The organism is Ideonella sp. FW305-24 (assembly GCF_058788035.1).
Genome location: NZ_JBYTAI010000016.1, coordinates 114063 through 133601 on the forward strand (window position 1 = coordinate 114063; position 19539 = coordinate 133601).

At 64.1% G+C, this 19539-nt stretch carries 20 protein-coding genes and 1 pseudogene; 8 read left to right on the forward strand and 13 right to left on the reverse strand.

Annotation, left to right across the window (positions count from 1 at the left end):
- Positions 1-45: 45 nt before the first annotated feature.
- Entirely contained in the window at positions 46-2085 is a 2040-nt protein-coding gene (gene flhA, locus AC3WR5_RS29305) for a flagellar biosynthesis protein FlhA (protein ID WP_492489118.1), read from the reverse strand.
- Between the two features lie 595 nt (positions 2086-2680).
- Here flhA and AC3WR5_RS29310 point away from each other — a divergent pair.
- From AC3WR5_RS29310 to AC3WR5_RS29340, 7 genes and pseudogenes are all read left to right on the forward strand, one after another.
- Complete coding sequence (locus AC3WR5_RS29310; protein WP_492489078.1) at positions 2681-4609, forward strand: NACHT domain-containing protein; 1929 nt, start codon at positions 2681-2683, stop codon at positions 4607-4609.
- A gap of 261 nt (positions 4610-4870) precedes the next feature.
- Positions 4871-5170: pseudogene (locus AC3WR5_RS29315) on the forward strand (DUF705 domain-containing protein); the annotation flags it as partial.
- Between the two features lie 4 nt (positions 5171-5174).
- Positions 5175-5684: a GNAT family N-acetyltransferase gene (locus tag AC3WR5_RS29320; protein ID WP_492489080.1), complete on the forward strand. Its 510-nt coding sequence runs from the start codon at positions 5175-5177 to the stop codon at positions 5682-5684.
- 329 nt (positions 5685-6013) lie between these two features.
- A complete protein-coding gene (locus tag AC3WR5_RS29325) occupies positions 6014-6709 on the forward strand; it encodes a coiled-coil domain-containing protein (protein ID WP_231011860.1) in 696 nt (231 codons plus the stop codon).
- Positions 6710-6852: 143 nt separating this feature from the next.
- Positions 6853-7230, forward strand: a complete 378-nt coding sequence (locus tag AC3WR5_RS29330; RefSeq protein ID WP_492489082.1) for a VOC family protein — start codon at positions 6853-6855, stop codon at positions 7228-7230.
- Positions 7231-7238: 8 nt separating this feature from the next.
- Complete coding sequence (locus AC3WR5_RS29335) at positions 7239-7616, forward strand: hypothetical protein (protein ID WP_492489084.1); 378 nt, start codon at positions 7239-7241, stop codon at positions 7614-7616.
- 42 nt (positions 7617-7658) lie between these two features.
- Complete coding sequence (locus AC3WR5_RS29340; protein WP_492489085.1) at positions 7659-8054, forward strand: GFA family protein; 396 nt, start codon at positions 7659-7661, stop codon at positions 8052-8054.
- Between the two features lie 10 nt (positions 8055-8064).
- Here AC3WR5_RS29340 and AC3WR5_RS29345 read toward each other — a convergent pair whose 3' ends face one another.
- Together AC3WR5_RS29345 and flhB are read right to left on the reverse strand one after the other, a co-directional pair.
- Positions 8065-8313: a type II toxin-antitoxin system Phd/YefM family antitoxin gene (locus tag AC3WR5_RS29345; protein ID WP_492489087.1), complete on the reverse strand. Its 249-nt coding sequence runs from the start codon at positions 8311-8313 to the stop codon at positions 8065-8067.
- 82 nt (positions 8314-8395) lie between these two features.
- Positions 8396-9544, reverse strand: a complete 1149-nt coding sequence (gene flhB / locus AC3WR5_RS29350; RefSeq protein ID WP_492489088.1) for a flagellar biosynthesis protein FlhB — start codon at positions 9542-9544, stop codon at positions 8396-8398.
- A 169-nt stretch (positions 9545-9713) separates the two neighbouring features.
- On the opposite strand from flhB, the gene AC3WR5_RS29355 reads away from it, so the two are divergent.
- A complete protein-coding gene (locus AC3WR5_RS29355; RefSeq protein WP_492489090.1) occupies positions 9714-11390 on the forward strand; it encodes an alkaline phosphatase D family protein in 1677 nt (558 codons plus the stop codon).
- Positions 11391-11412: 22 nt separating this feature from the next.
- On the opposite strand, the gene AC3WR5_RS29360 is transcribed toward AC3WR5_RS29355, so the two are convergent.
- The 10 genes from AC3WR5_RS29360 to AC3WR5_RS29405 all read right to left on the reverse strand — a co-directional run bounded on the left by AC3WR5_RS29360 (position 11413) and on the right by AC3WR5_RS29405 (position 19508).
- Positions 11413-13092 (reverse strand): response regulator, encoded by a 1680-nt coding sequence (locus AC3WR5_RS29360; RefSeq protein ID WP_492489092.1) that lies wholly within the window; start codon positions 13090-13092, stop codon positions 11413-11415.
- Positions 13093-13128: 36 nt separating this feature from the next.
- Positions 13129-13893, reverse strand: a complete 765-nt coding sequence (gene fliR, locus AC3WR5_RS29365) for a flagellar biosynthetic protein FliR (RefSeq protein ID WP_492489093.1) — start codon at positions 13891-13893, stop codon at positions 13129-13131.
- Positions 13894-14000: 107 nt separating this feature from the next.
- Positions 14001-14273: a flagellar biosynthesis protein FliQ gene (gene fliQ, locus AC3WR5_RS29370; RefSeq protein ID WP_492489095.1), complete on the reverse strand. Its 273-nt coding sequence runs from the start codon at positions 14271-14273 to the stop codon at positions 14001-14003.
- A 14-nt stretch (positions 14274-14287) separates the two neighbouring features.
- Positions 14288-15061: a flagellar type III secretion system pore protein FliP gene (gene fliP / locus AC3WR5_RS29375; protein ID WP_141288608.1), complete on the reverse strand. Its 774-nt coding sequence runs from the start codon at positions 15059-15061 to the stop codon at positions 14288-14290.
- Positions 15058-15417 carry a FliO/MopB family protein gene (locus tag AC3WR5_RS29380; RefSeq protein ID WP_141288609.1) on the reverse strand — a complete coding sequence of 120 codons (360 nt, stop codon included), beginning with the start codon at positions 15415-15417 and terminating at the stop codon, positions 15058-15060. Before AC3WR5_RS29380 ends, fliP begins: the two co-directional genes overlap by 4 nt.
- Positions 15418-15456: 39 nt before the next feature.
- Positions 15457-15900, reverse strand: coding sequence for a flagellar motor switch protein FliN (gene fliN, locus AC3WR5_RS29385; protein ID WP_141288610.1), 444 nt, complete (start codon positions 15898-15900; stop codon positions 15457-15459).
- The gene (gene fliM / locus AC3WR5_RS29390) at positions 15890-16894 is read right to left on the reverse strand and encodes a flagellar motor switch protein FliM (protein WP_141288611.1); all 1005 of its coding nucleotides are present in this window, start codon (positions 16892-16894) and stop codon (positions 15890-15892) included. The genes fliN and fliM overlap by 11 nt, the downstream gene beginning before the upstream one ends.
- Before the next feature lie 31 nt (positions 16895-16925).
- Entirely contained in the window at positions 16926-17555 is a 630-nt protein-coding gene (locus AC3WR5_RS29395; protein WP_492489097.1) for a flagellar basal body-associated FliL family protein, read from the reverse strand.
- 271 nt (positions 17556-17826) lie between these two features.
- Positions 17827-18993 carry a flagellar hook-length control protein FliK gene (locus tag AC3WR5_RS29400; protein ID WP_492489099.1) on the reverse strand — a complete coding sequence of 389 codons (1167 nt, stop codon included), beginning with the start codon at positions 18991-18993 and terminating at the stop codon, positions 17827-17829.
- A gap of 50 nt (positions 18994-19043) precedes the next feature.
- Positions 19044-19508, reverse strand: coding sequence for a flagellar export protein FliJ (locus tag AC3WR5_RS29405; protein WP_141290614.1), 465 nt, complete (start codon positions 19506-19508; stop codon positions 19044-19046).
- Positions 19509-19539 lie beyond the last annotated feature (31 nt).

Here is a 19539-nt window from a genome sequence, read left to right on the forward strand (position 1 = left end):
CCGAGGGGGCGGCGCGCCAACTACCTTGAGCTCGGAAGAAGGAGGTCATGCGGCACCTCCGATGATCGAGCCGATGCGGATCGAATGCGTTTCCGGAATCTCGCTGTGGGCCAGCACCTTCAGGCGCGGTGCCGCCCGCTTGAGCAGGCGCGCCAGCGGTGCGCGCAGTGCGTCGGGCACCAGCAGGCAGGCCGGGTGGCCCAGGTTCTCCTGCTTCTTCGCGCTCTCCGCCGCCTGGCGGGTCAGCGTGTCGGCCACGCCCGGGTCCAGCGCAGCGCCGTGCGGCGAGTTCAGGGCCTGGGTCACCAGGCGTTCGAGTTCGGGTTCCAGCGCGATCACGTCGAGCTCCTTGGCCGGGCCGTAGATCTGCTGCACGATGGCCGGGGCCAGGTGAATGCGGATGCGGCGGGCCAGTTCGGCCGGGTCGGTCACCATGCTGGCGTGTTCGGCCAGGCATTCGACGATGGAGCGGAAATCGCGGATGTGCACGCCCTCTTCCAGCAGCAGCTGGAGGACTTTTTGCAGGGTAGCGATGCCGACCATCTTGGGGACCACGTCTTCGATGAGTTTGGGAGCGAGCTTGGTGACATGTTCGACCAGGGCCTGGGCTTCGGTTCTGCCCAGCAACTTGGCCGCATTCATTTGCATCAAGTGTGAAAGATGGGTGGCCACCACGGTCGAGCAATCAACAACCGTAAATCCAGCCATTTGGGCCTGCTCCTTCTGGCGCTCCTCTATCCACACTGCGGGCAAACCGAATGCCGGGTCCACGGTCTTGGTGCCGGGCAGCTGCGGCGCGTTGCCGCCGGGGTTGATCGCCAGGTACATGCCCGGATAGGCCTCGCCCTCGCCGATGGTGGCGCCGCGCAGCGTGACGCGGTACATGCTGGGCTTGAGGTCCAGGTTGTCGCGGATGTGCACCGAGGGCGGCAGGAAACCCACTTCCTGGGCGAACTTCTTGCGCACGCCCTTGATGCGGCCCAGCAGGTCGCCCTGGCGCGCCTTGTCGACCAGCGCGATCAGCCGGTAGCCGACTTCCAGGCCAAGGGTGTCCACCGGCTGCAGGTCGTCCCAGGTGGCCTCGGCGTTCGAGGCCGGCGCGTTGTCCACCACCGGCCGGGTCGCCTCGGTGGCCTCTTCCTTCTGGCGCTTGGTCAGCCACCAGGCGTAGTAGCCGATCAGGCTGGCCATCGCCAGGAAGACGATGTTGGGCATGCCGGGGATCAGGCCCAGCGCGCCGATGATGGCCGCCGTCAGCCCCAGCGAGCGCGGCGAGGTGAACATCTGGTTGCGGATCTGGCTGCCGGTGTCTTCACCGGAACCGACACGCGACACCACCATGGCCGCGGCGACCGAGATCAGCAGGCCAGGAATCTGCGCCACCAGCGCGTCACCCACCGCCAGCAGGATGTACGAGCTTGCCGCTTCGGAGACCGACAGGCCGTGCTGGGCCATGCCAATGATGAAGCCGCCCACGATGTTGATCACCAGGATCAGCATGCCGGCCATCGCATCGCCGCGCACGAACTTCAGGGCACCGTCCATGGAGCCGAAGAAGTCCGCTTCTTCGCTCACTTCCGAGCGCCGCTTCTTGGCTTCCTTCTCGTCGATCAGGCCCGCATTCAGGTCAGCGTCAATCGCCATCTGCTTGCCGGGCATCGCGTCCAGGGTGAAACGCGCGCCGACTTCGGCGATGCGCTCCGCGCCCTTGGTCACGACCACGAAGTTGATCACCACCAGGATGGCGAACACGATCAGGCCGACCGCGAAGTTGCCGCCGATCAGGAAGTGCCCAAACGCCTCGATCACCTTGCCGGCAGCGCCTGTCCCCGTGTGGCCCTGCACCAGCACCACGCGGGTGGAGGCCACGTTCAGCGACAGCCGCAGCAGCGTCGTGACCAGCAGCACGGTTGGGAACGCCGCAAAGTCCAGCGGCTTGATCATGTTGGCCGCTACCAGCATGACCATCAGCGACATCGCGATGTTGAAGGTGAACAGCACGTCCAGCGCAAACGGCGGCAACGGCAGCACCATCATCGACAACACCATGACGATGAACAACGGCGCCATCAGCGCCTTGATCATGGCCGTGTTCTCGCCGAAGAGGTTCTTCAGCTGAAGGGTGAGAGCGTTCATGTGGGCGTGGCTTGGGCAGCAATCAGGTGCCCCGCCATGGTGCCGCGGGAGGGCCGCGGACTTGAGCCGGATAAGAGGGGGGAAAGCGCCTGTCTTCCGCGCGGTGCCACCACTGGCCGCATCCGTCATCCGACGCTTGGCAAGTCAACGGCTTGCCAGCAGAATCTGTAACAGGTGCCGGTTTTAGCGGCGGATTTTTGTGGTGGTGGGAGCCAACGAATGGGGAGGGGAATTCAGATGGATCAAGGACTTGCGCCTAGCAGGCTGCTGAAATACTGTTTCACGAGTCATGTCTCAAAAAGTCCGACCTCACAAAACGGGCCACAGGCGATTTTTTTCGAACCAGGGAAGGGGTGAGGCACCCTCCCAATGGCCTTCAACAAAGGTAGCCAAACGGTATTTCAGCAGCCTGCTAGATGGATACCGGCTGTTACGCAGGCGTGCGATTTTATATACGGCAGTGTGGAGCCGGATACAACGCGTTAGACCTCACAAACCACCGCGTCGCTCGTCGCCCCCTGAAGTCAACCATCACTGCCGCCGTATGCTTGAAGAAGTAGTTGAGAAAACGCTGGGGCTCGTCGCCCCTTGGTGCAAGGATTTCTTAGACGGGCGTCTCAAGAAGATCAACGCGTGGAGACAGAGACGCAAACAGGAGCGTAGGTCCGCGCGCAAGCGGCCACTTCTCGCCGCCGCGCACATTGCAGATGCGAACCTGACTTCAGGTGAAATCGTTAGCGGAACCTTTACGCTACGTGGCGACGATAGCCTAGCCCGCCTCAAGCTACATATTGACGAGATATCTAGCTGGAGCAGCCGCATTCGATTTCGAGATATGTCGCACGAGCGCGCTCTAAACGACATCTACATTGATCTAGACACATTTCTGATTCCTGTTAGTTTGCACCAAAGCCATAGAGAGCGACGCAAGCTGACACCATTACGCAAGGCAATCTCGGAAACAACCAAACACTGTGTCGTCCTAGGTCAACCGGGAGCGGGCAAGACGACCTCCATGCAAAAAATCTGCTCGTCCTTCTTCGAAAATTCGTCGGATTCTCGATACCGTTTTCCATTGCTAGTTAGATTCAGAGCAATCGACTACGCCGAAACGGAATTCCCGATTCGAAAGTATCTGAAAAACTACTTAATCTACGATCTAGAGTTGACAAATGCCTTCATAAAACTCGATCCCGACTCGGCCTCTGGCGTTGCAGAAGATGTCTTCTGCGCGATTCTGAACGAAATGGAGGTCTTGCTTGTTCTAGATGGGTTTGATGAAATTCCAACACGGACGGCCAAATCGGCGGCACTGAAGGAGATTCGCGCACTTTGCGCAAATTTGCGAAAGAGTAAGGTTCTTGTCACATGCCGCGCCGGAGAGTTCAACTACACAATTCCAGAGTGCCAGCCGTTCGAAATTGCCCCACTTACACCTGATCAAGTAGCGACTCTTGCTCGAAGGTGGTTGCGAAAAGAGGACGACCTACAAGCCTTTCTCGATGCCGTCTGGAGCAGTCCATTTGCTGATGTATCCATCAAACCACTCACGCTGGCTCACCTTTGCGCCATTTACGAGCGAACGGGAGGAATTCCAGAAAAACCCAAATCCGTCTACAAGAAGATAATCTGGCTATATCTATCCGAGTGGGACGAGCAGCGATCAGTTGTCAGACAGAGTCAGTACGGAAAATTTGACACAGACAGGAAGTTTGAGTTCCTATGCAGCTTGTCCTACTCATTGACAGTTGATTCCGAAGTGATCGAGTTCGATGAGCCCATTCTTGAGTCCGCATATCTAGCCATCTGCAATGGCTTCGGTCTTCCCAAGGAGGAGTGCACAAATGTAATCCGAGAGCTTGAATCGCATACAGGCCTCTTCATCGAGTGCGGCTATCGCCGCTACTCCTTCGCTCACAAATCACTGCAGGAGTATCTGACGGCCGAGTACTTGGTAAGGTCACGAACCCTCTGGAGGGTAGAGAAAATAGACATGCTCGGCGCTGAGTTTGCGATTGCAACGGCACTCTCCTCGACGGCAGGCAGTTATATTGCGGAACTCTTCCTGGGCATGTACATCGGCGAACGAGTCTCCGGACCATTCTTAGACGCATATTTAAGTAGACTTCAGATCGAGAAGCCCGATTTTTTACCCTCACCAGAGTTCACTCTTTCGATACTTGCGATCATTTCTCTCGCTTTCAATCCGGCTCTGCGAATAGATGCGAATATGCGCGCCCCTTATCTTCGAAGCCTTATCGCCTTGGGCGATGTTAGAGCCATATCGTGCTATTATGTTATAGATGGCAGTGAATCCTCGCCGTCAGAGGACCTTCGACTCTTGAGAGTTAAGCATCATGAAGCGTACCAACTTCGACGAACCCTTCTGATTCCCAGTTCATTTGGGTTGAGCGCATCCATGTTTGAAAGTAGCGCGACAGGCGCTGAGCCATTGAAGAGCCGTGAGGTCTAACGCAAAAGACGCCGCACGAATCGCGGGGTCACCCATTAGCCGCCTCCGTCAATAGGGACGAGCAGATTTCTGCGGCCGTCCCCGCATTTTTCCATCCAAAGCCTGCATTCCCAGCCGTTGAGGTCACTGCACACTTGGTTCTCGCATGGACGCTGGGGTCAAGTCTTGCACTACGACCATCGACGCTGATTACAAGTGCGGTCATTCCATAATTCAACTTGACAGAAATTTGGCAATGCAAGTTGCAATTCGGAATCCTGGCACATGAACAAAATCGTCTACGTTGACATTGACGACACAATGGTTCGCTCAGTTGGCGCGAAACGCATCCCCATGCCGGCTGTCATTGACGAGGTGCGGAGATTGAAGCAGGAGGGTGCGATCTTGTACCTCTGGAGTTCGGGGGGCGCCCAATACTGCAAAGACACCGCCGAAGAACTGGGAATTTCGCATTGCTTTGAAGCATTCCTCGCCAAACCAACGGTATACATTGACGACCAACCGTTGAGCGAGTGGAAGTTCTGCACGCATCTGTACCCTGCGCAGTCAGAGCAGGCGTGAGAGGATGATCACGCTTCGCCAACTGACCGGCACGCCCGAAGAGATTGAGGCTTTGCAGCCGATTTTCGAAGACTCCCCCCGGTTCTCGATCTTGTCCACCGGACTACCGGCGGCAAATGACGCCGCCGGGAAAGTGTTCACGATGTGCCCGAAGGGGAAGACATACGAAGACAAGCTTGTGTTCGGCGTCTACGAGCACGAGCGGCTGGTGGGATGCGTTGATCTGATACGCGCCTACCCGGACGCGGAATCTGTTTTCATCGGGCTGCTGCTTTTGTCCGAGGCCCACGAAGGGCGCGGGCTTGGCTCGCTCGCATTCAAGGAAATCGAGAAGTTGGTCGCTCCCTGGGGCTACCGGCAAATGAAATTGGGCATCATTGAAACGAACGAGCGCGCCCGCCGCTTCTGGTTGAAATTTGGGTTCGAGCCTACCGGCGAGGCGAAGCCGTTCCACGGGGCGGCGGTCGAAACTCGAATTCTGGTTTTTGTGAAGTCTTTGGCTTCTGCTGTATGACGGAATAATTCAGGGTGGCAGCACGGCCACGGTTCAAAAATAAATGGGGTCAGAGTCAATTTATCTTGCGGTAGTAGGCGAGCAAGGCGCGGCTGGATCCAGATAAATTGACTCTGACCCCATTTATTTGTGCGCTGCGCCTGCCTTGTTTTCCTTTCCCGGTTTTGAAGCCGCTGCAGGCGGCAAAAACCAAGAGTTGGGCCTGATAGCCACGGCTTTCTGATGAGTGCCGCACGGCCGAACCAGATAGCGTGTCGGGTGCTGGCGAGCGGGTTGGTGGGCGTTTCTACGTTCTTGCAGCCGCGCGCCCCCGACTGGAACTGGACGACATGGCTGATCAGCAATCACTGGACAAAGCTCCCCACCCTTCGCCTCTCGCATACGACGACGTCGCCGCAGCCGCTCAGGGGCTGGCGGACGATGGATTGCCGGTGGACCTGCGCGCACTGCGCGAAGCCTTGGCCGGCAAGCAAAAGGAAGCCGGCCCGACGCAGGTGCTGCACCAGCACCTGAGCGCCTGGCGCGCGGCACAGGCAGAGCCGGCTGAGCCGATCAACGTGGCGCCGCCAGCGGCACTGATCACCGCGCTGGGCGACTGGGCACAGCAGCTGATGGACCAGGCCGCCGCCGGCCAACGTGACGCGCAAGCCAAGACCGAAAGTGACTTGGCCTTCCTGCTGGCATTGAGCGGCGAGGCCGAGGCCGAGCTGGCCCGGACCCGGGCCACGCTGGCCGAGCGCGAGGCCCGCATTGCGCGGCTGACCGTGGAGCTGCGCCAGGCGCGCGACATCGCGGCCGACGCGCTGGTCGGCAAGGCCAAGGACCAACTGGCGATCCAGGGCAAGGACGCCCAGCTGGCCGACCTGCGGGCGCAGTTGGAACGTCAGGTGGCGAACACCGCGGCCGAGTCGGATGCGCGGCTGGCGGCAGAGATGGAACTGGTGGGCGCGGTCACCGCGCGCGACCACCACGCGGCCGAGCTCGCGGCGATGCGCGCCCAGCTGGACACGTTCAGCCCCGCCTGAACCTCGGACTCGGCGTGGACCGAGTGGCCGCGCCATCATCCAGGCCAGCTTGCCAATGCGGCCTGCCCGGCCATGTGGCCGGCCGGAGTGGCGTGGTGCAAGAATCGACCGGAGAATTCCCAGCGCCACACTTCCGGAGGCCCATGTTCGACCACGTCAAATTCGGCGCCAGCGACTACGCGGCGAGCAAGCTGTTCTACCTCAAGGCACTCGCACCATTGGGCGTGGTAGCGGGTTCAGAGGCTGAGCCTGCCTACGGCATCGAGCTTTGCCACCCGGACGGCGAGGTTTCGCTGTGCCTGTTCCAGACCGACGAGAGGCCGGCGCATCTTCACCTTGCGTTCGTGGCGGAGAGTCGCCAGCAGGTGGACGCCTTCTACCGGGCGGCGCTGGAAGCCGGCGGCAAGGACAACGGCCCGCCTGGCCTGCGCCCGAAATACCACGCAAATTACTACGCGGCGTTCGTCATTGACCCGGACGGGCACAACATCGAAGCGGTTTGCCACAAGCCGGAGGCTTGAGCAAGGCCATGGATGCGAACGCCGACACGCGACTCATGCGGCCAGCAGTCATTGATCAACACTACATGCCAACCTCCCCGCGCTATCCGTTCCTCCCCCTTTGGCTGCCACCGTTTGGACTGGCGGCGATGCTCGCAGCAGCGAAAGCCGGCGCCCTGGCTTCTGGCGACGAGAACTCCATGCTGGTTCAACTCAGCGAATTGACTGCGGCGTTCCTTTCGCTGGCAGCCCCGTTCATGGCCTTCATATTCGTGCCGGTTGCCATGCGCTTGCGCCGCGAGCACGAGGCCTACCGCTCGGTGAGTCATGGTTTGGCGCTGTTGGCTTCGACAACTGTGCTACCGATGCTCTTGCTGTTTCAGATGATTCGCCTCGCGACGCTCTAACGATGAGTTGGGAAGCTCGCCCCGATCACACATGCCAAGACCATGACTCACAGAACCGCCGCCTGCAGTTGTGGCCAACTCCAAGCGCAAGTCACGTCAGACCCCATCGGCGTTTCGGTTTGCCATTGCCTGGCCTGCCAGCGGCGCACCGGCAGTGTCTTCGCGGCGCAGGCGCGTTTTGACGCCAGTGCCGTCACGGTGACGGGTGCGAGCAAGGAGTACGTGCGGGTGGGCGACGAGGGCTCACGGGCGACGTTCAGGTTCTGCCCGGAGTGCGGCGCCACGGTGGCCTACACCGTCGAAGGCATGGAGGGCTTCGTCATCATTCCGGTCGGTGCGTTCGCCGACCCGAAGTTTCCGGAGCCGACGTTCTCGGTCTACGAAGAGCGCATGCACAGCTGGGTGAGCATGCCGGCGGACATTGAGCACATGACGTAGGCAAACGGCCTCAGACATCTCCTTCAAATTCGCGCAGGAGATCGTCGGGTATGACGGCATCCAGATCGTCGGGTACTTGGAGCTTGCCTTTCAGAATCCCGATGCGTCGAGCCGCGCGCTCACATGCACCCGCGGCGACAAGCTTTACCTCGGCACGACCCTCCGCGCCGATGTAGACGACCTCGCCAGAGGCTGCGCGTTTGACCAGTTGCGACAGCTTCGCCTTGGCCGTGTGCAAGGAAATGATGTCTTGGGGCATGCGCCGGAGATTGGCGCGAAGTTGCCCAACTGGCAAGTGCTTCAGTTCGCGATTTGAAGCGGTCCGCTCAGCATGCTTCCGCTCACTCCTCGTCCGGCACCCCGCCCTTCGGCGGCGCATTGTGCGGATCGAGCTCCGGCGGCACGTGCACTTCCGGCGGGGCGATGTAGCCGGGCTTGCCGCGCAGCTGGTAGACCCAGGCCAGCACCTGGGCGACGGCGGCGAACAGCGCGGCGGGCACCTCGTGGTCCAGCTCGCAGTGGGCGTACAGCGCCCGCGCCAGCGGCGGGGCCTGCAGCACCGGGACCTTGGATTCGCGGGCGATGTCGCGGATCTTCAGGGCCAGCAGGTCTGCGCCCTTGGCGACCACGCGGGGCGCGCCCATCTGGGATTCGTCGTACTTCAGCGCGACGGCGTAGTGGGTCGGGTTCATGACGATCAGGTCGGCCGTTGGCACAGCGGCCAACATGCGTTTCTTGACCATCTCGCGCATGCGCGCCCGGATCTTGGCCTTGATCTCGACGTTGCCTTCCGCGTCCTTGTGTTCCTGCTTGACTTCCTCGCGGCTCATCTTGAGCTTCTCCAGCCACAGGTGGTGCTGCAAGGGCACGTCGATCAGGGCCCACACGCCCAGCACCAGCAGCAGCAATCCGAAGCCGCCGGCAATCGTGCTGGCCAGCTGGGCCACGGCGCTGGGCAGCGGCACGGCCATCAGGCTGACCATGCCCATGAACTGGGCCTTGAGGTAGAAATAGCCCACGCTGCCGAGCAGCAAGGCCATCACCAGCATCTTGCCGACGTCGATCAGGTGCTGCTTGGCAAACATGCGGCCCAGCCCTGAAATGGGGTTGAGCTTGCCGAAGCTGGGCTCCAGCACCTTGAAGCTCATGTTCCAGCCGCCGGACAGCACCGCCGTGAGGATGCCGACACCCGCCATCACCAGGCCCATGGGCACGATGACCAGCAAGGCCTTCATCATCATGGCGGCAAGCTGCGCGCTCATCTGGCCGGGATCTGCCACGGTGCTGCGGTCAAAGCGCAGCGCGCTCGCCAGCATCTGCTGCAGCCAGCCCGACAGCGGCACGGCGATCGCGGCCAGCCCGGCGCCGCCTGCGGCCAGCGCGGTGAAATGACCCAGGTCCCGCGATCGGGGGACCTGGCCTTCTTCGCGGGCCTTGCTCTTCTTCTTGGAAGAAGCCGGTAAGTTGCGGTCTTGGGCGGAATCAGCCATGGTTGACCGAGATGGTGCCCCGGGCGGCGCCAGGACCTGAGCTGGAAAACAGGCCGAAAAACCACGGTGATCCGCACGGCGGGCCGTGTCAACACGCTGTCAAAACCTCCCACTACCGTGAGGCGCTCAGTTCGAGCCGGCCGTCGCCGGCCACCTCAAGGAAGTCATCATGGGACGCCCCAGCTCCGTCAAGCCCGCGCCGCAAGGCACCAGCCGCCGCGACTTTTTCAAGCGCTCCAGTTCCGCTGCCGTGGCCATCGCGGCCCTGCCCGCGCTGTCGCTGGACGCCCAGGCCGGCAGCTACAAAGGCGCCTTCCAGCACGGCGTGGCCAGCGGCGACCCACTGACCGACCGCGTCATCCTCTGGACCCGCGTGACGCCCACGCAGCCCAAGGACAAGGTCTACGCCAGCTACGTGGTCGCCCGCGACCCGGCCTTGAGCGACGTGGTCACCACTGGCCAGGTGATGACCACGCCAAGCCGTGACTTCACCGTCAAGGTCGACGTGACCGGCCTGCAGCCCGGCACCACCTACTACTACCAGTTCAGCCACCTGGACAAGCTTTCGCCCATCGGCCGCACCCGCACGCTGCCCGCCGGCAACGTGGACCAGCTGCGCCTGGCGGTGGTGAGCTGCTCGAACTACGCCTACGGCTACTTCAATGCCTACGGCCGCATTGCCGAGCGTGCCGACCTGGACGCGGTGCTGCACCTGGGCGATTACCTCTACGAATACGGCGACGGCCAGTACGGCAACCTGCGCAAGCTGCAGCCCTCGACCGAGATCCTGAGCCTGGCCGACTACCGCATGCGCCACGCCCAGCACAAGACCGACGTGGATGCGCAGGCCATGCACCGCCAGCACCCGATGATCGCCATCTGGGACGACCACGAAACCGCGAACAACGCTTGGAAGGACGGCGCCGAGAACCAGAACGCCGGCGAAGGCAGCTGGTCCGACCGCGTGGCCGCCGCGCTGCAGGCCTACTACGAGTGGATGCCGGTGCGCATGGTCGACAAGGACAATCCGCGCCGCAACAACCGCAATGTGCGCTTCGGCAACCTGGTCGACCTGTACATGCTGGAAGAGCGGGTCAACGCCCGCAGCGAACAACTGCCCGCCACCGTGCCCACTCCGCTGGGCCTGGGCTTCACGCAGACCGGCGACTTCCTCGACCCGAGCCGCACGCTGCTGGGCGACACCGAAGAACAGTGGCTGACCAAGGGCCTGCGCAAGTCCACCACCAGTTGGCGCCTGCTGGGCCAGGGCGTGATGTTCGCCCAGCTGAAGGCGCAGGGCGCACCGAACTCCGCCGGCGGCGGCGCCTTCCTGAACCCGGACCAGTGGGACGGCTACCAGCCCCAGCGCGACCGCATCTACAAGGTGCTCAAGGGCACGACGCAACACGCCGCGGTGGGCAACGTGGTGGTGCTGACCGGCGACATCCACAGCGCCTGGGCGGCCGACCTGAGCCAGGACCCGAACAACAGCGACGTGAGCAACGGCGGCTACAACGCCAGCACCGGCGCCGGCTCGGCAGCGGTCGAATTCGTCGGCACCTCGGTGACCTCGCCGGGCATTGACGATCCGAGCAACCAGATCGCCGGCTACCTGAAGTCGCAGAACCCGCACTTCAAGCACATCGACCTGAACCGCCGCGGCTACATGCTGCTGGACATCGATGCGAGCCGCGTGGTCTGCGAGTTCTGGAACGTGGACACCATCACGGCACCCAGCACGGTGGAAAGCCTGTCGACGACCTGGCAGGTTACCAGTGGCAGCAACCACCTGAGCGCAGGCACGCCCACGCTGAGCCGCAGCGGCGCGCCGGTCCTGGCGCCCTGAACGGCGGCCTGGCTTCAGTCAGTCAGGCAGCCAGCTTGGGTTCGGCGGCCGGGGCAGCGGCCCCGGCGCGGATGCGCAGGCCGCCGGCATCGGCATCTTCCATGCCGACGCTGGCCATGGGCGCAGGCCTGGCGCCCAGCAGGCGCGCCAGTTCTTCCAGCGCCGCGAGGTGGCGCGGCGCATCTTCCAGCTTGTCGGCATAGCGCTTGAGCACACCGCGCGCGGTGTCGACGAACTTCTGGTTCAAGGTGCTGCGGGCATGGCCCAGCAGCGCGTCCAGCGCAGCGTCGGGCCTGCCGGACACGCAATGCATCATCGAGCGCTCGACCGACTCAGCGACCTGCGCATGGCACTGCTTGATCAGCTCGCCATACGGCGCATGGGCACTGGCCGCGCCGGCCATCAGCTCGCTGACGCCCTTGGTGCCGGTGAAGCGCTGGCCAATGGCCTGGACCCAGGTTTCGGCATCGGGCAGGTTCAGCTCGGCGGCGGTCAGCTGGGCAATCGCGGTCAGCAGGTTGCAGGCGGCTTCCATGTCGAAATCCTTGGCGCGCACCTCGCTCGCCAGCCGCTTCAGCGTCTCAACCACCTGGCCGACCTGGTGCCTCAGCATCAGGTCAAACGCGCCGACGATGCCGCTCATGCGCTGCAGCCGCTTGCTTTGAGGTGCCTTTTCTAGCGCCCTGGCCAGGTCCACCGAGCAGCGGCCCAGGCCTTTGCTGTCGCGCTGGCGAAAGCGCACGATGGCCAGCAGCACCACGCTCTGGAAGTCGAACAGCTTGGAGCCCTGGCCGAGGATCTGGGCCTTGTCCAGTGCCTTGGCGGCTGCCGCCTGGTCACCGGCATAAAAAGCCAGCATGCCCAGCTTCTGCTGGCGGCGCAGCGAGCCGGGGGTCAGGTCGCAGGCCTTCTGGTAGGTCACCATCGCTTCCTGCAGGTGGCCCTGCGCCACCTGGGTGCGGCCCATCACGTCGTAGGCGTCGGCAAAGGATGGCTCATCTGCGATCAGGCTTTCGAGCGAGCGCAGCGCGGGCGTGGTCTGCTGCGCACCGAGCTGGGCGCGGGCGATGCCAAGCCGGGCCCAAGGCAGCGCCTGGTGGGCGACAACGGCGTCCAGCAGCTCGCGCGCCGCGGTGTGCATTTCCAGCCGAAGCAGCAACTCGGCGCCCAGGCGCGCGGCGTAAAGCCAGTAGGTGTCGCGGTGGCGGAAGCGTTCGGTGCACAGGCGCGCGGCAGTCTCGAACTGGCCATCCTCGATCGCCACGTAGATGTCCTTCAAGACCTTCTTGCGCTGGCGCGCCTGCATCATGCGGTCGTGCAGGGCCTGGGTCGTGAAGGGCTTGAGCAGGTAGCTGTCCAGCGCCGATTCGGCCGCCTCGGCCACCTTGGCATAGCTGCGCTCGCCGGTGACCATGATGAACACCGTGGCCCAGGGCAGCAGGTTGGCCGCGCGCAACTCGTCCAGCAGTTCCTGGCCGGTCTGGGTGCGGGCGCCCGCGCTGGGCGCGTTGCCGTGGAAGTCCATCTCGCACAGCACCACGTCGAACTCGCGGGTTTCCAGCTGGCGGCGCGCGTCAATGACACGGCCACTCTGCATCACCGTCACCATGCCGGCGTCTCGCAACTGGGCCGAGAGCACGCTGCGCGAGGTCGGGTTGGGGTCAATGATCAGCGCGGTGCAGTCAGCGAGCAAGGCAGCCATGGCGAAATCCTGTGCCTTGTGTGGGGTGCGTGGCGCTCAGTGGCCAAAAACCGCGAGCATTCGCTCAAGCGCGGCGACAAAAGGTGTCTGCATCATCGGCAGCATCGCCATCATCGACACAAGTCCCACGCCCATGGTGATGGGAAACCCGAGTGCGAAGATGTTGGACTGCGGCGCCACGCGCGAAATCACGCCCAGCACCAGGTTCACGAACATCAGCACCGCGATCATCGGCATGGCCACCCACAGGCCCATGCTGAAGACCTGCGCGCCCCATTGCTGCGGCGCCACCGTGCGCAGGAAGGCAAACGGCTGGTCGCTGACCGGGAAGGCCTGCAGGCTCTCGACCACGGTCTCGATCACCGTCAGGTGGCCGTTGATGACGATGAACATGAAGGCCACCAGTGTGGCAAAGAAGCGGCTCGCGGCAGTGGACTGGCTGGCCATCACCGGGTCGAAGAAGCCGGCGAAGTTCATGCCCATCTGCAGCCCCGCCAGCTCACCGGCGAACTCGACTGCGGCGAACACGATGCGCACCGCAAAACCCAGCGTCACGCCGATCACCAGCTGCTGGATCACCAGCATCACCGCCAGGGCCGAATCCAGTGCCACCACGGGCACGGGAGGGCCCACGCCCGAAGCACACACCGCCACCATGAAGGCCAGCGCCACGCGCACCCGCGCCGGCACCGTGCGCTGCCCGAACACCGGCAGGACCTGGAACAGTGCCAGCACCCGCAGGAACGGCCACAGCACCGGCGTGAGCCAGGCCATGACCTGGGCTTCGTTGAAGGAGATCATCCGACGGTGACGACCATGAACAAGGCTTGCCCAGCCGGCGCCGGGCCGCCCCAAGGCGGCTGGGCGCCCCCTCGGGGGGCTGGCGCGAAGCGACTGGGGGCGGACATCTAGCCACCCGCTGCGGAAGGAATCGACAACAACATCGCGCGGATGTAATCGACCAGCTGGGTCATCATCCAGGGGCCGGCAATCGCCATCACCGCGACCGCGGCGACCAGCTTGGGCACGAAGCTCAGCGTGGCTTCGTTGATCTGCGTGGCCGCCTGGAAGATGCTGACCAGCACGCCGACCACCAGCACCACCAGCAGCATCGGTGCCGACACGGTGAGCAGCATGTAGAGGCCTTGCTGGCCGATCGTGAAGACCTGGGACGGTTCCATGGTGCGGACTTTCCTTATTGGGCGAAGCTGGCGGCGAGCGAGCCCAGCAACAGGTTCCAGCCATCGGCCAGCACGAACAGCATCAGCTTGAAGGGCAGCGAGACCAGCACCGGCGACAACATCATCATCCCCAGCGACATCAGCACGCTGGCCACGATCATGTCGATGATCAGGAACGGGATGAAGATGAGAAAGCCGATCTGGAAGGCGGTTTTCAGCTCACTGGTCACGAAGGCGGGCAGCAGGACTTTCAGCGGCACGTCCTCGCCCTTGATGCCGGCGTCCAGCTTGGCCAGCTTGGCGAACAGCTCCACGTCCGACTGGCGGGTCTGCTTGAGCATGAACTCGCGCATCGGCGATTCGCCGCGCTTCAAGGCTTCGGTGAAGTCGATCTGGTTGGCCTGGTACGGTGCCCAGGCCTGCTCGTAGACCTTGTCGATGGTGGGCGACATCACGAAGAAGGTCAGGAACAGCGACAGGCCGACCACCACCTGGTTGGGCGGCGCCGACTGCGTGCCCATGGCCTGGCGTACCAGCGACAGCACGATGACGATGCGGGTGAAGCCCGTCATCAGCAGCAGCACCGCGGGCAGGAAGGACAGCGCTGTGAAGAACAGCAGCGTCTGGATGGGCACCGAGTAGCTGGTGCCACCGGCGCTCTGGCCGACCAGCAGCGGCAGGCCGGGTGCGGTCGGTGCGGCCTGGGCCATTGCGGCCCCCGGCAGCGACAGGGCGAGCGCCGCCAGCGCTGCGGTCATCGCGCAGCGTTGCAGGGTGCGGCGGGTCATGGCTGGTTCCCGTCCGGGCTGCCGGTATTGCGGCGCCAGCGGCTGATGAGCTGGCTCACCGAGTGGGCTTGCGGGTTCAGGATCTCGGCCGGCACTTCGTCCGGCGCGTCCAGCGTGGTCAGCGTGGTGATGCGGTCCGGGCTCACGCCCACGACCAGCCAGCGGGCATTCGCGCCCTGCATCAGCTCGACCACCACCACGCGCTGAGACGGCGACAGCGACAGGCTGCCAACGTTGCGCAACAGCCCGGGCGTGCCGGCGCCGCCGATGCCGGAACGGCGCATCAGCCACAAAGCCAGCGGGATCATGGCCACGACCGCACCAAAGGCGATCAGCGGCATCAGCGAAGAAGTCATTCCGGCGTTCCTTGGGGACAGCGACTGGGTGGGTGAAATTCAGAGGCGGCTCAGGCGGCGCATGCGCTCGCTGGGCGTGACGATGTCGGTCAGGCGAATGCCGAACTTGTCGTTGACGACCACCACCTCGCCCTGGGCGATCAGGAAGCCGTTGACCAGCACGTCCATCGGTTCGCCGGCCAGCGCTTCGAGCTCGACCACCGAGCCCTGCGCCAGCTGCAGGATGTTCTTGATCGGGATGCGGGTGCGGCCAAGTTCAACCGTGAGCTGGACGGGGATGTCCAGGATCATGTTGATGTCGTTGCCGGCGCCGGAGGTGGCGGCGGTCGGCGAGAAGTTGGCGAACGAGGCGGGTGCGACCTGTTCGGCCGCGACCTGCTCGGCCACCTCGCCACCGGAGGATCCCTTGGACTCGGCCAGGGCCGCAGCCCAGGCATCGGCCATGTCGTCCTGGGCGTCGTCGGGTGCTTGATCAGCTGACATTCGTATCTCCCAACCAGCCGAAGTTCGGGCTGGTCAACATGCGATCGATCTTGATGGCGTAGTGGCCATCGGAGGTGCCGTAGTGGCAGTCGAACACCGGGACGCCATCGATCTTGGCCTGGATCAGCGGCTCGAGATCGAGCTCGATGAAGTCGCCAGGCTTGAGCGACAGCAGTTGTTCGACGGTGGCCGGCGCGGTACCCAGCTCGGCCACCAGGTCTACGTTGGCCGACTGGATCTGTTCCTTCAGCAGGTTGACCCAGCGGTGGTCCGGCTCCACCGAGTCGCCCTGCATCGACGAATACAGCACGTCGCGAATGGGCTCCAGCGTGGAGTACGGAATGCAGAAGTGCACCGAGCCGGAGGTTTCGCCAAGCTCCAGCGAAAACGAGGTGCAGACGACGATTTCGCTGGGTGTGGCCACGTTGGCGAACTGCGGCTGCATTTCCGAGCGCTGGTAGTCCAGCTCCAGCGGATAGATGCCGCGCCAGGCGCGCTTGTATTCCTCGGTGATGCAGCCGACCAGGCGTTCGATCACACGCTGCTCGGTGGCCGAAAAGTCGCGGCCTTCGATGCGGGTGTGGAACTTGCCCACGCCGCCGAACAGCGCGTCGATCACCGCGAACACGATGCTGGGGTCGCAGACGATCAGGCCCGAGCCGCGCAGCGGGCGGACCTGCACGATGTTGAAGTTGGTGGGCACCACGATCTCGCGCAGGAAGGCGCTGTACTTCTGCACCTTGATGCCGCCGATCGAGACTTCCGGGCTCTTGCGGATCATGTTGAACAGCCCCACGCGGATGTTGCGCGCAAAGCGTTCGTTGATGATCTCCATGGTCGGCATGCGACCACGGACGATGCGTTCCTGGCTGGCCAGGTCGTAGTTGCGAATGCCGCCAGTGGGCGCTTCTTCCTGCTCGAGCTTCTGGCTCTCGCCGGTGATGCCCTGCAGCAGCGCGTCGACTTCGTCCTGCGAGAGGATTTGCTGGTTCACGGATGAGATCCTGCGACCGGGCGTGTCGGGCTTATTGAATGATGAAGGACGAGAACTGGACCGACTTCACCGGCGAGTCGTCGAGGCTGTCGTAGCGTTTGCGCTTCTTTTTCTTGCCCGTGGTGGCAGGCGCTTCTTCCTCGACGGCGTCTTCGTCTTCCAGCTCGATCCCCATGGGCTGCACCGCGACGCGGCGCAGCTGGCGGGCCAGCACTTCCTTGCCGTCGGGCGTCATCAGCTCGGCCGAGGTCTTGTGGCCCAGCAGCAGCAGCACGTTGTTGCGGATCGCCGGCAGGTAGGCCTTGATCTCGTCGGCCACGTGCGCGTCCTGGACTTCCAGCGTCAGGCCGATCTGGGCGAAACGGTCGGTCTCGCGGTCGGCCAGGTTGACGACAAACGGGTCCAGCGGCACGAAGACCGGCAGCGCGTGCTTGTCGTCCTTCTTCTTGTCCTTCTTGGCACTCTTCTTTTCTTGGTGCCCGCTGCTCTCTTCGCCATCTTCGGCGGCAGCGGCCGCTTCGGCGTCGTGGTTCTTCTTCATCACCAGCGCGACACCGCCCCCAACCGCGGCCAGCAACACCACCACGGCAAGGATCAGGATCAGTTTTTTCTTGCCCTTCTTGGGGGCGTCGCCGGCGGGGGCAGCTGCGGCAGCAGACATGGACGGGGCTCCTTGATTCCTCTGGAGGACCCAGACACCGCAAGCATGGGGCGTCGGGATCGAATAGGAGGAATTATTGAGAGCCGAGCCCCGTGCAGAAGCCACGAAAAGCGGCGGTTTTACCGGTGGTCCTCAGGCTGGACAGCAGCAAGCCCGACGGCGAAAGCGCCGTGCCGAAGCGCAGCGCAGCCGGCGCCGGGCCGCCCCAGGCGGCTGCGCCAACCCGCTCGGCGGGTGGTCTCAGGTAACCCTGAGACCGGGTGCCCCATGACTAGGCGTACATGTCCAGCAGGCCGCGGCGGTTCACGGCGGTGCGCGCGGGGCTCATCGTGGCGTTGTCCAGCGCTTCGTCGCCGCTGTTGCCACGCCCGCCCATGCCAAATGCGCGGCCACCGCCGGCTTGCTGGGCACCGGAGTCGCCCTGGCGCTGGCCCTGGCTGGTCTGGTCGGACACGCTGCCGCCCGCGAGGCTCAGGCCCACGTCGCCGAGTTGTTCGGCCAGCTGGGGCAGTGCTTCGCTGAGCGCGGAGCGGGTCGAGGCCACGTCGGCATTCAACTCAATGCGGGTGCTGCCTTCGTGCACGGCAATGCGGACCTCGATCGGCCCCAGGTCGGCCGGGTTCAGTTCCAGCTTGGCATGCGACACGCCTTCGTCCATCCAGGTGCTGAGCTGCACGCCCAGGGCCTGCGGGAACAGCGGGCTGTCAGGCGGCGTGGGCAGCTGGGCCTGGGCCGGCGCGGCCTGCAGCTCGGCGCTGGCATCGGTGGCCGGGCGGCTGGCCGCAAGGTCGGCCATGCCGGCCAGGCTGGGCAGGCTGCCGTCCGACTCTCTTTCGCTGGCACGCTCGGCCACCGGGGCAGCGGCCAGGCTCATGCTGGCGGCATCGGCCGGGCTGTCGCCACTGGCCTGGCGGGCGGCCAGCAGGCTGCTGCGGAAGCCGTCTGCCGTGGCGGCATCGCCGGTGGCTGCAATGCCGCCCGCGTCCTTCAGTTCACCAGCGCGTCGGGCCCCTGCACCGCCGGCATGGCCGCGGCCTTTCAGTGCGTCCAGGCCGCGCGAGGCACCGCCCAGGTCTTCGCGCTTGGCCACCAGCTGCAAGGTGCTGGGCTGGGCTGGCAGGTCCTCGGCGCTGAGCGCGGTTTTCTTCGGCGCGTCGGCGGTTTCGTCCTTGGCATCGCCCTTGTCGGCGGCCTCGGTGTCGCCGCTGGCCTCGGCCTGGTCCGCGTCGGACTTGCGATCGGCTTTCGGCGCGCTGTCGGTGGTCGGCGCCTGGTCGGTGTCAGGTGCGGCCTTCAGGCTCTTGGCGCCCTGGCCACGCAGCATGTCGGCGAAGCTGCCGTGGCTGCCGGCATCCTGGCGCTGCGGCGCGCGCTGCGCCATGCGCGACGACACCGGCTTGACCGGTGCCACGGGCTCCAGAGGGGTGTCCAAAGGCATGCGTGTACTCCTGCGGGAAATTCAAGAAGACGGATTCGGGTTCGGGACGTTCAGGCTGCCGCACCGGCCATGGACTGGCGCGAGGCCCAGGCACGGCGCTGGTTGGCCTCGTCGGCCTGCTTCTGCTCGCGCTTGCGCTCGTCCTGCAGCAGGCTGTGCTGGCGGCGCTCGATCAGCCGGCGCACGGTGGCGACCTTCAGCTCGCGCTGCTGCACGCGCTGGTGTGCGGCGCGCACCCGCTGGTCGGCCTGCATGACCACGCCTTGCTGCGAGGCAATCGCCTGGTCCAGCCGGCCGACAAAGCCGTGGTAGCAGCGCACCAGCTCGATGGCGCCGCCCTTGGCGAACTGCGCAGCCCAGCGCTTGCGGTATTCGCCGCGGTAGGTCACCAGCGAGTCGGCCTGTTCACGCGCGGCTTCGGCCATGCGCTCGGTTTCGCGCCATTCGGCGATCGCGTCGTCACGGCGGCGCTGTTCGCGTTCGAGCAGCGTGCGAAGAAGTTCCATGCGGTTCATTGGGCGATTCCTGAAGAAGGACTGCGACGAG

Coding starts and splice junctions, on each gene's coding strand:
- flhA (WP_492489118.1), bottom strand. CDS start 2,085: ATGATCAAGGCGCTGATGGCGCCGTTGTTCATCGTCATGGTGTTGTCG.
- AC3WR5_RS29310 (WP_492489078.1), top strand. CDS start 2,681: ATGCTTGAAGAAGTAGTTGAGAAAACGCTGGGGCTCGTCGCCCCTTGG.
- AC3WR5_RS29320 (WP_492489080.1), top strand. CDS start 5,175: ATGATCACGCTTCGCCAACTGACCGGCACGCCCGAAGAGATTGAGGCT.
- AC3WR5_RS29325 (WP_231011860.1), top strand. CDS start 6,014: ATGGCTGATCAGCAATCACTGGACAAAGCTCCCCACCCTTCGCCTCTC.
- AC3WR5_RS29330 (WP_492489082.1), top strand. CDS start 6,853: ATGTTCGACCACGTCAAATTCGGCGCCAGCGACTACGCGGCGAGCAAG.
- AC3WR5_RS29335 (WP_492489084.1), top strand. CDS start 7,239: ATGGATGCGAACGCCGACACGCGACTCATGCGGCCAGCAGTCATTGAT.
- AC3WR5_RS29340 (WP_492489085.1), top strand. CDS start 7,659: ATGACTCACAGAACCGCCGCCTGCAGTTGTGGCCAACTCCAAGCGCAA.
- AC3WR5_RS29345 (WP_492489087.1), bottom strand. CDS start 8,313: ATGCCCCAAGACATCATTTCCTTGCACACGGCCAAGGCGAAGCTGTCG.
- flhB (WP_492489088.1), bottom strand. CDS start 9,544: ATGGCTGATTCCGCCCAAGACCGCAACTTACCGGCTTCTTCCAAGAAG.
- AC3WR5_RS29355 (WP_492489090.1), top strand. CDS start 9,714: ATGGGACGCCCCAGCTCCGTCAAGCCCGCGCCGCAAGGCACCAGCCGC.
- AC3WR5_RS29360 (WP_492489092.1), bottom strand. CDS start 13,092: ATGGCTGCCTTGCTCGCTGACTGCACCGCGCTGATCATTGACCCCAAC.
- fliR (WP_492489093.1), bottom strand. CDS start 13,893: ATGATCTCCTTCAACGAAGCCCAGGTCATGGCCTGGCTCACGCCGGTG.
- fliQ (WP_492489095.1), bottom strand. CDS start 14,273: ATGGAACCGTCCCAGGTCTTCACGATCGGCCAGCAAGGCCTCTACATG.
- fliP (WP_141288608.1), bottom strand. CDS start 15,061: ATGACCCGCCGCACCCTGCAACGCTGCGCGATGACCGCAGCGCTGGCG.
- AC3WR5_RS29380 (WP_141288609.1), bottom strand. CDS start 15,417: ATGACTTCTTCGCTGATGCCGCTGATCGCCTTTGGTGCGGTCGTGGCC.
- fliN (WP_141288610.1), bottom strand. CDS start 15,900: ATGTCAGCTGATCAAGCACCCGACGACGCCCAGGACGACATGGCCGAT.
- AC3WR5_RS29395 (WP_492489097.1), bottom strand. CDS start 17,555: ATGTCTGCTGCCGCAGCTGCCCCCGCCGGCGACGCCCCCAAGAAGGGC.
- AC3WR5_RS29400 (WP_492489099.1), bottom strand. CDS start 18,993: ATGCCTTTGGACACCCCTCTGGAGCCCGTGGCACCGGTCAAGCCGGTG.
- AC3WR5_RS29405 (WP_141290614.1), bottom strand. CDS start 19,508: ATGAACCGCATGGAACTTCTTCGCACGCTGCTCGAACGCGAACAGCGC.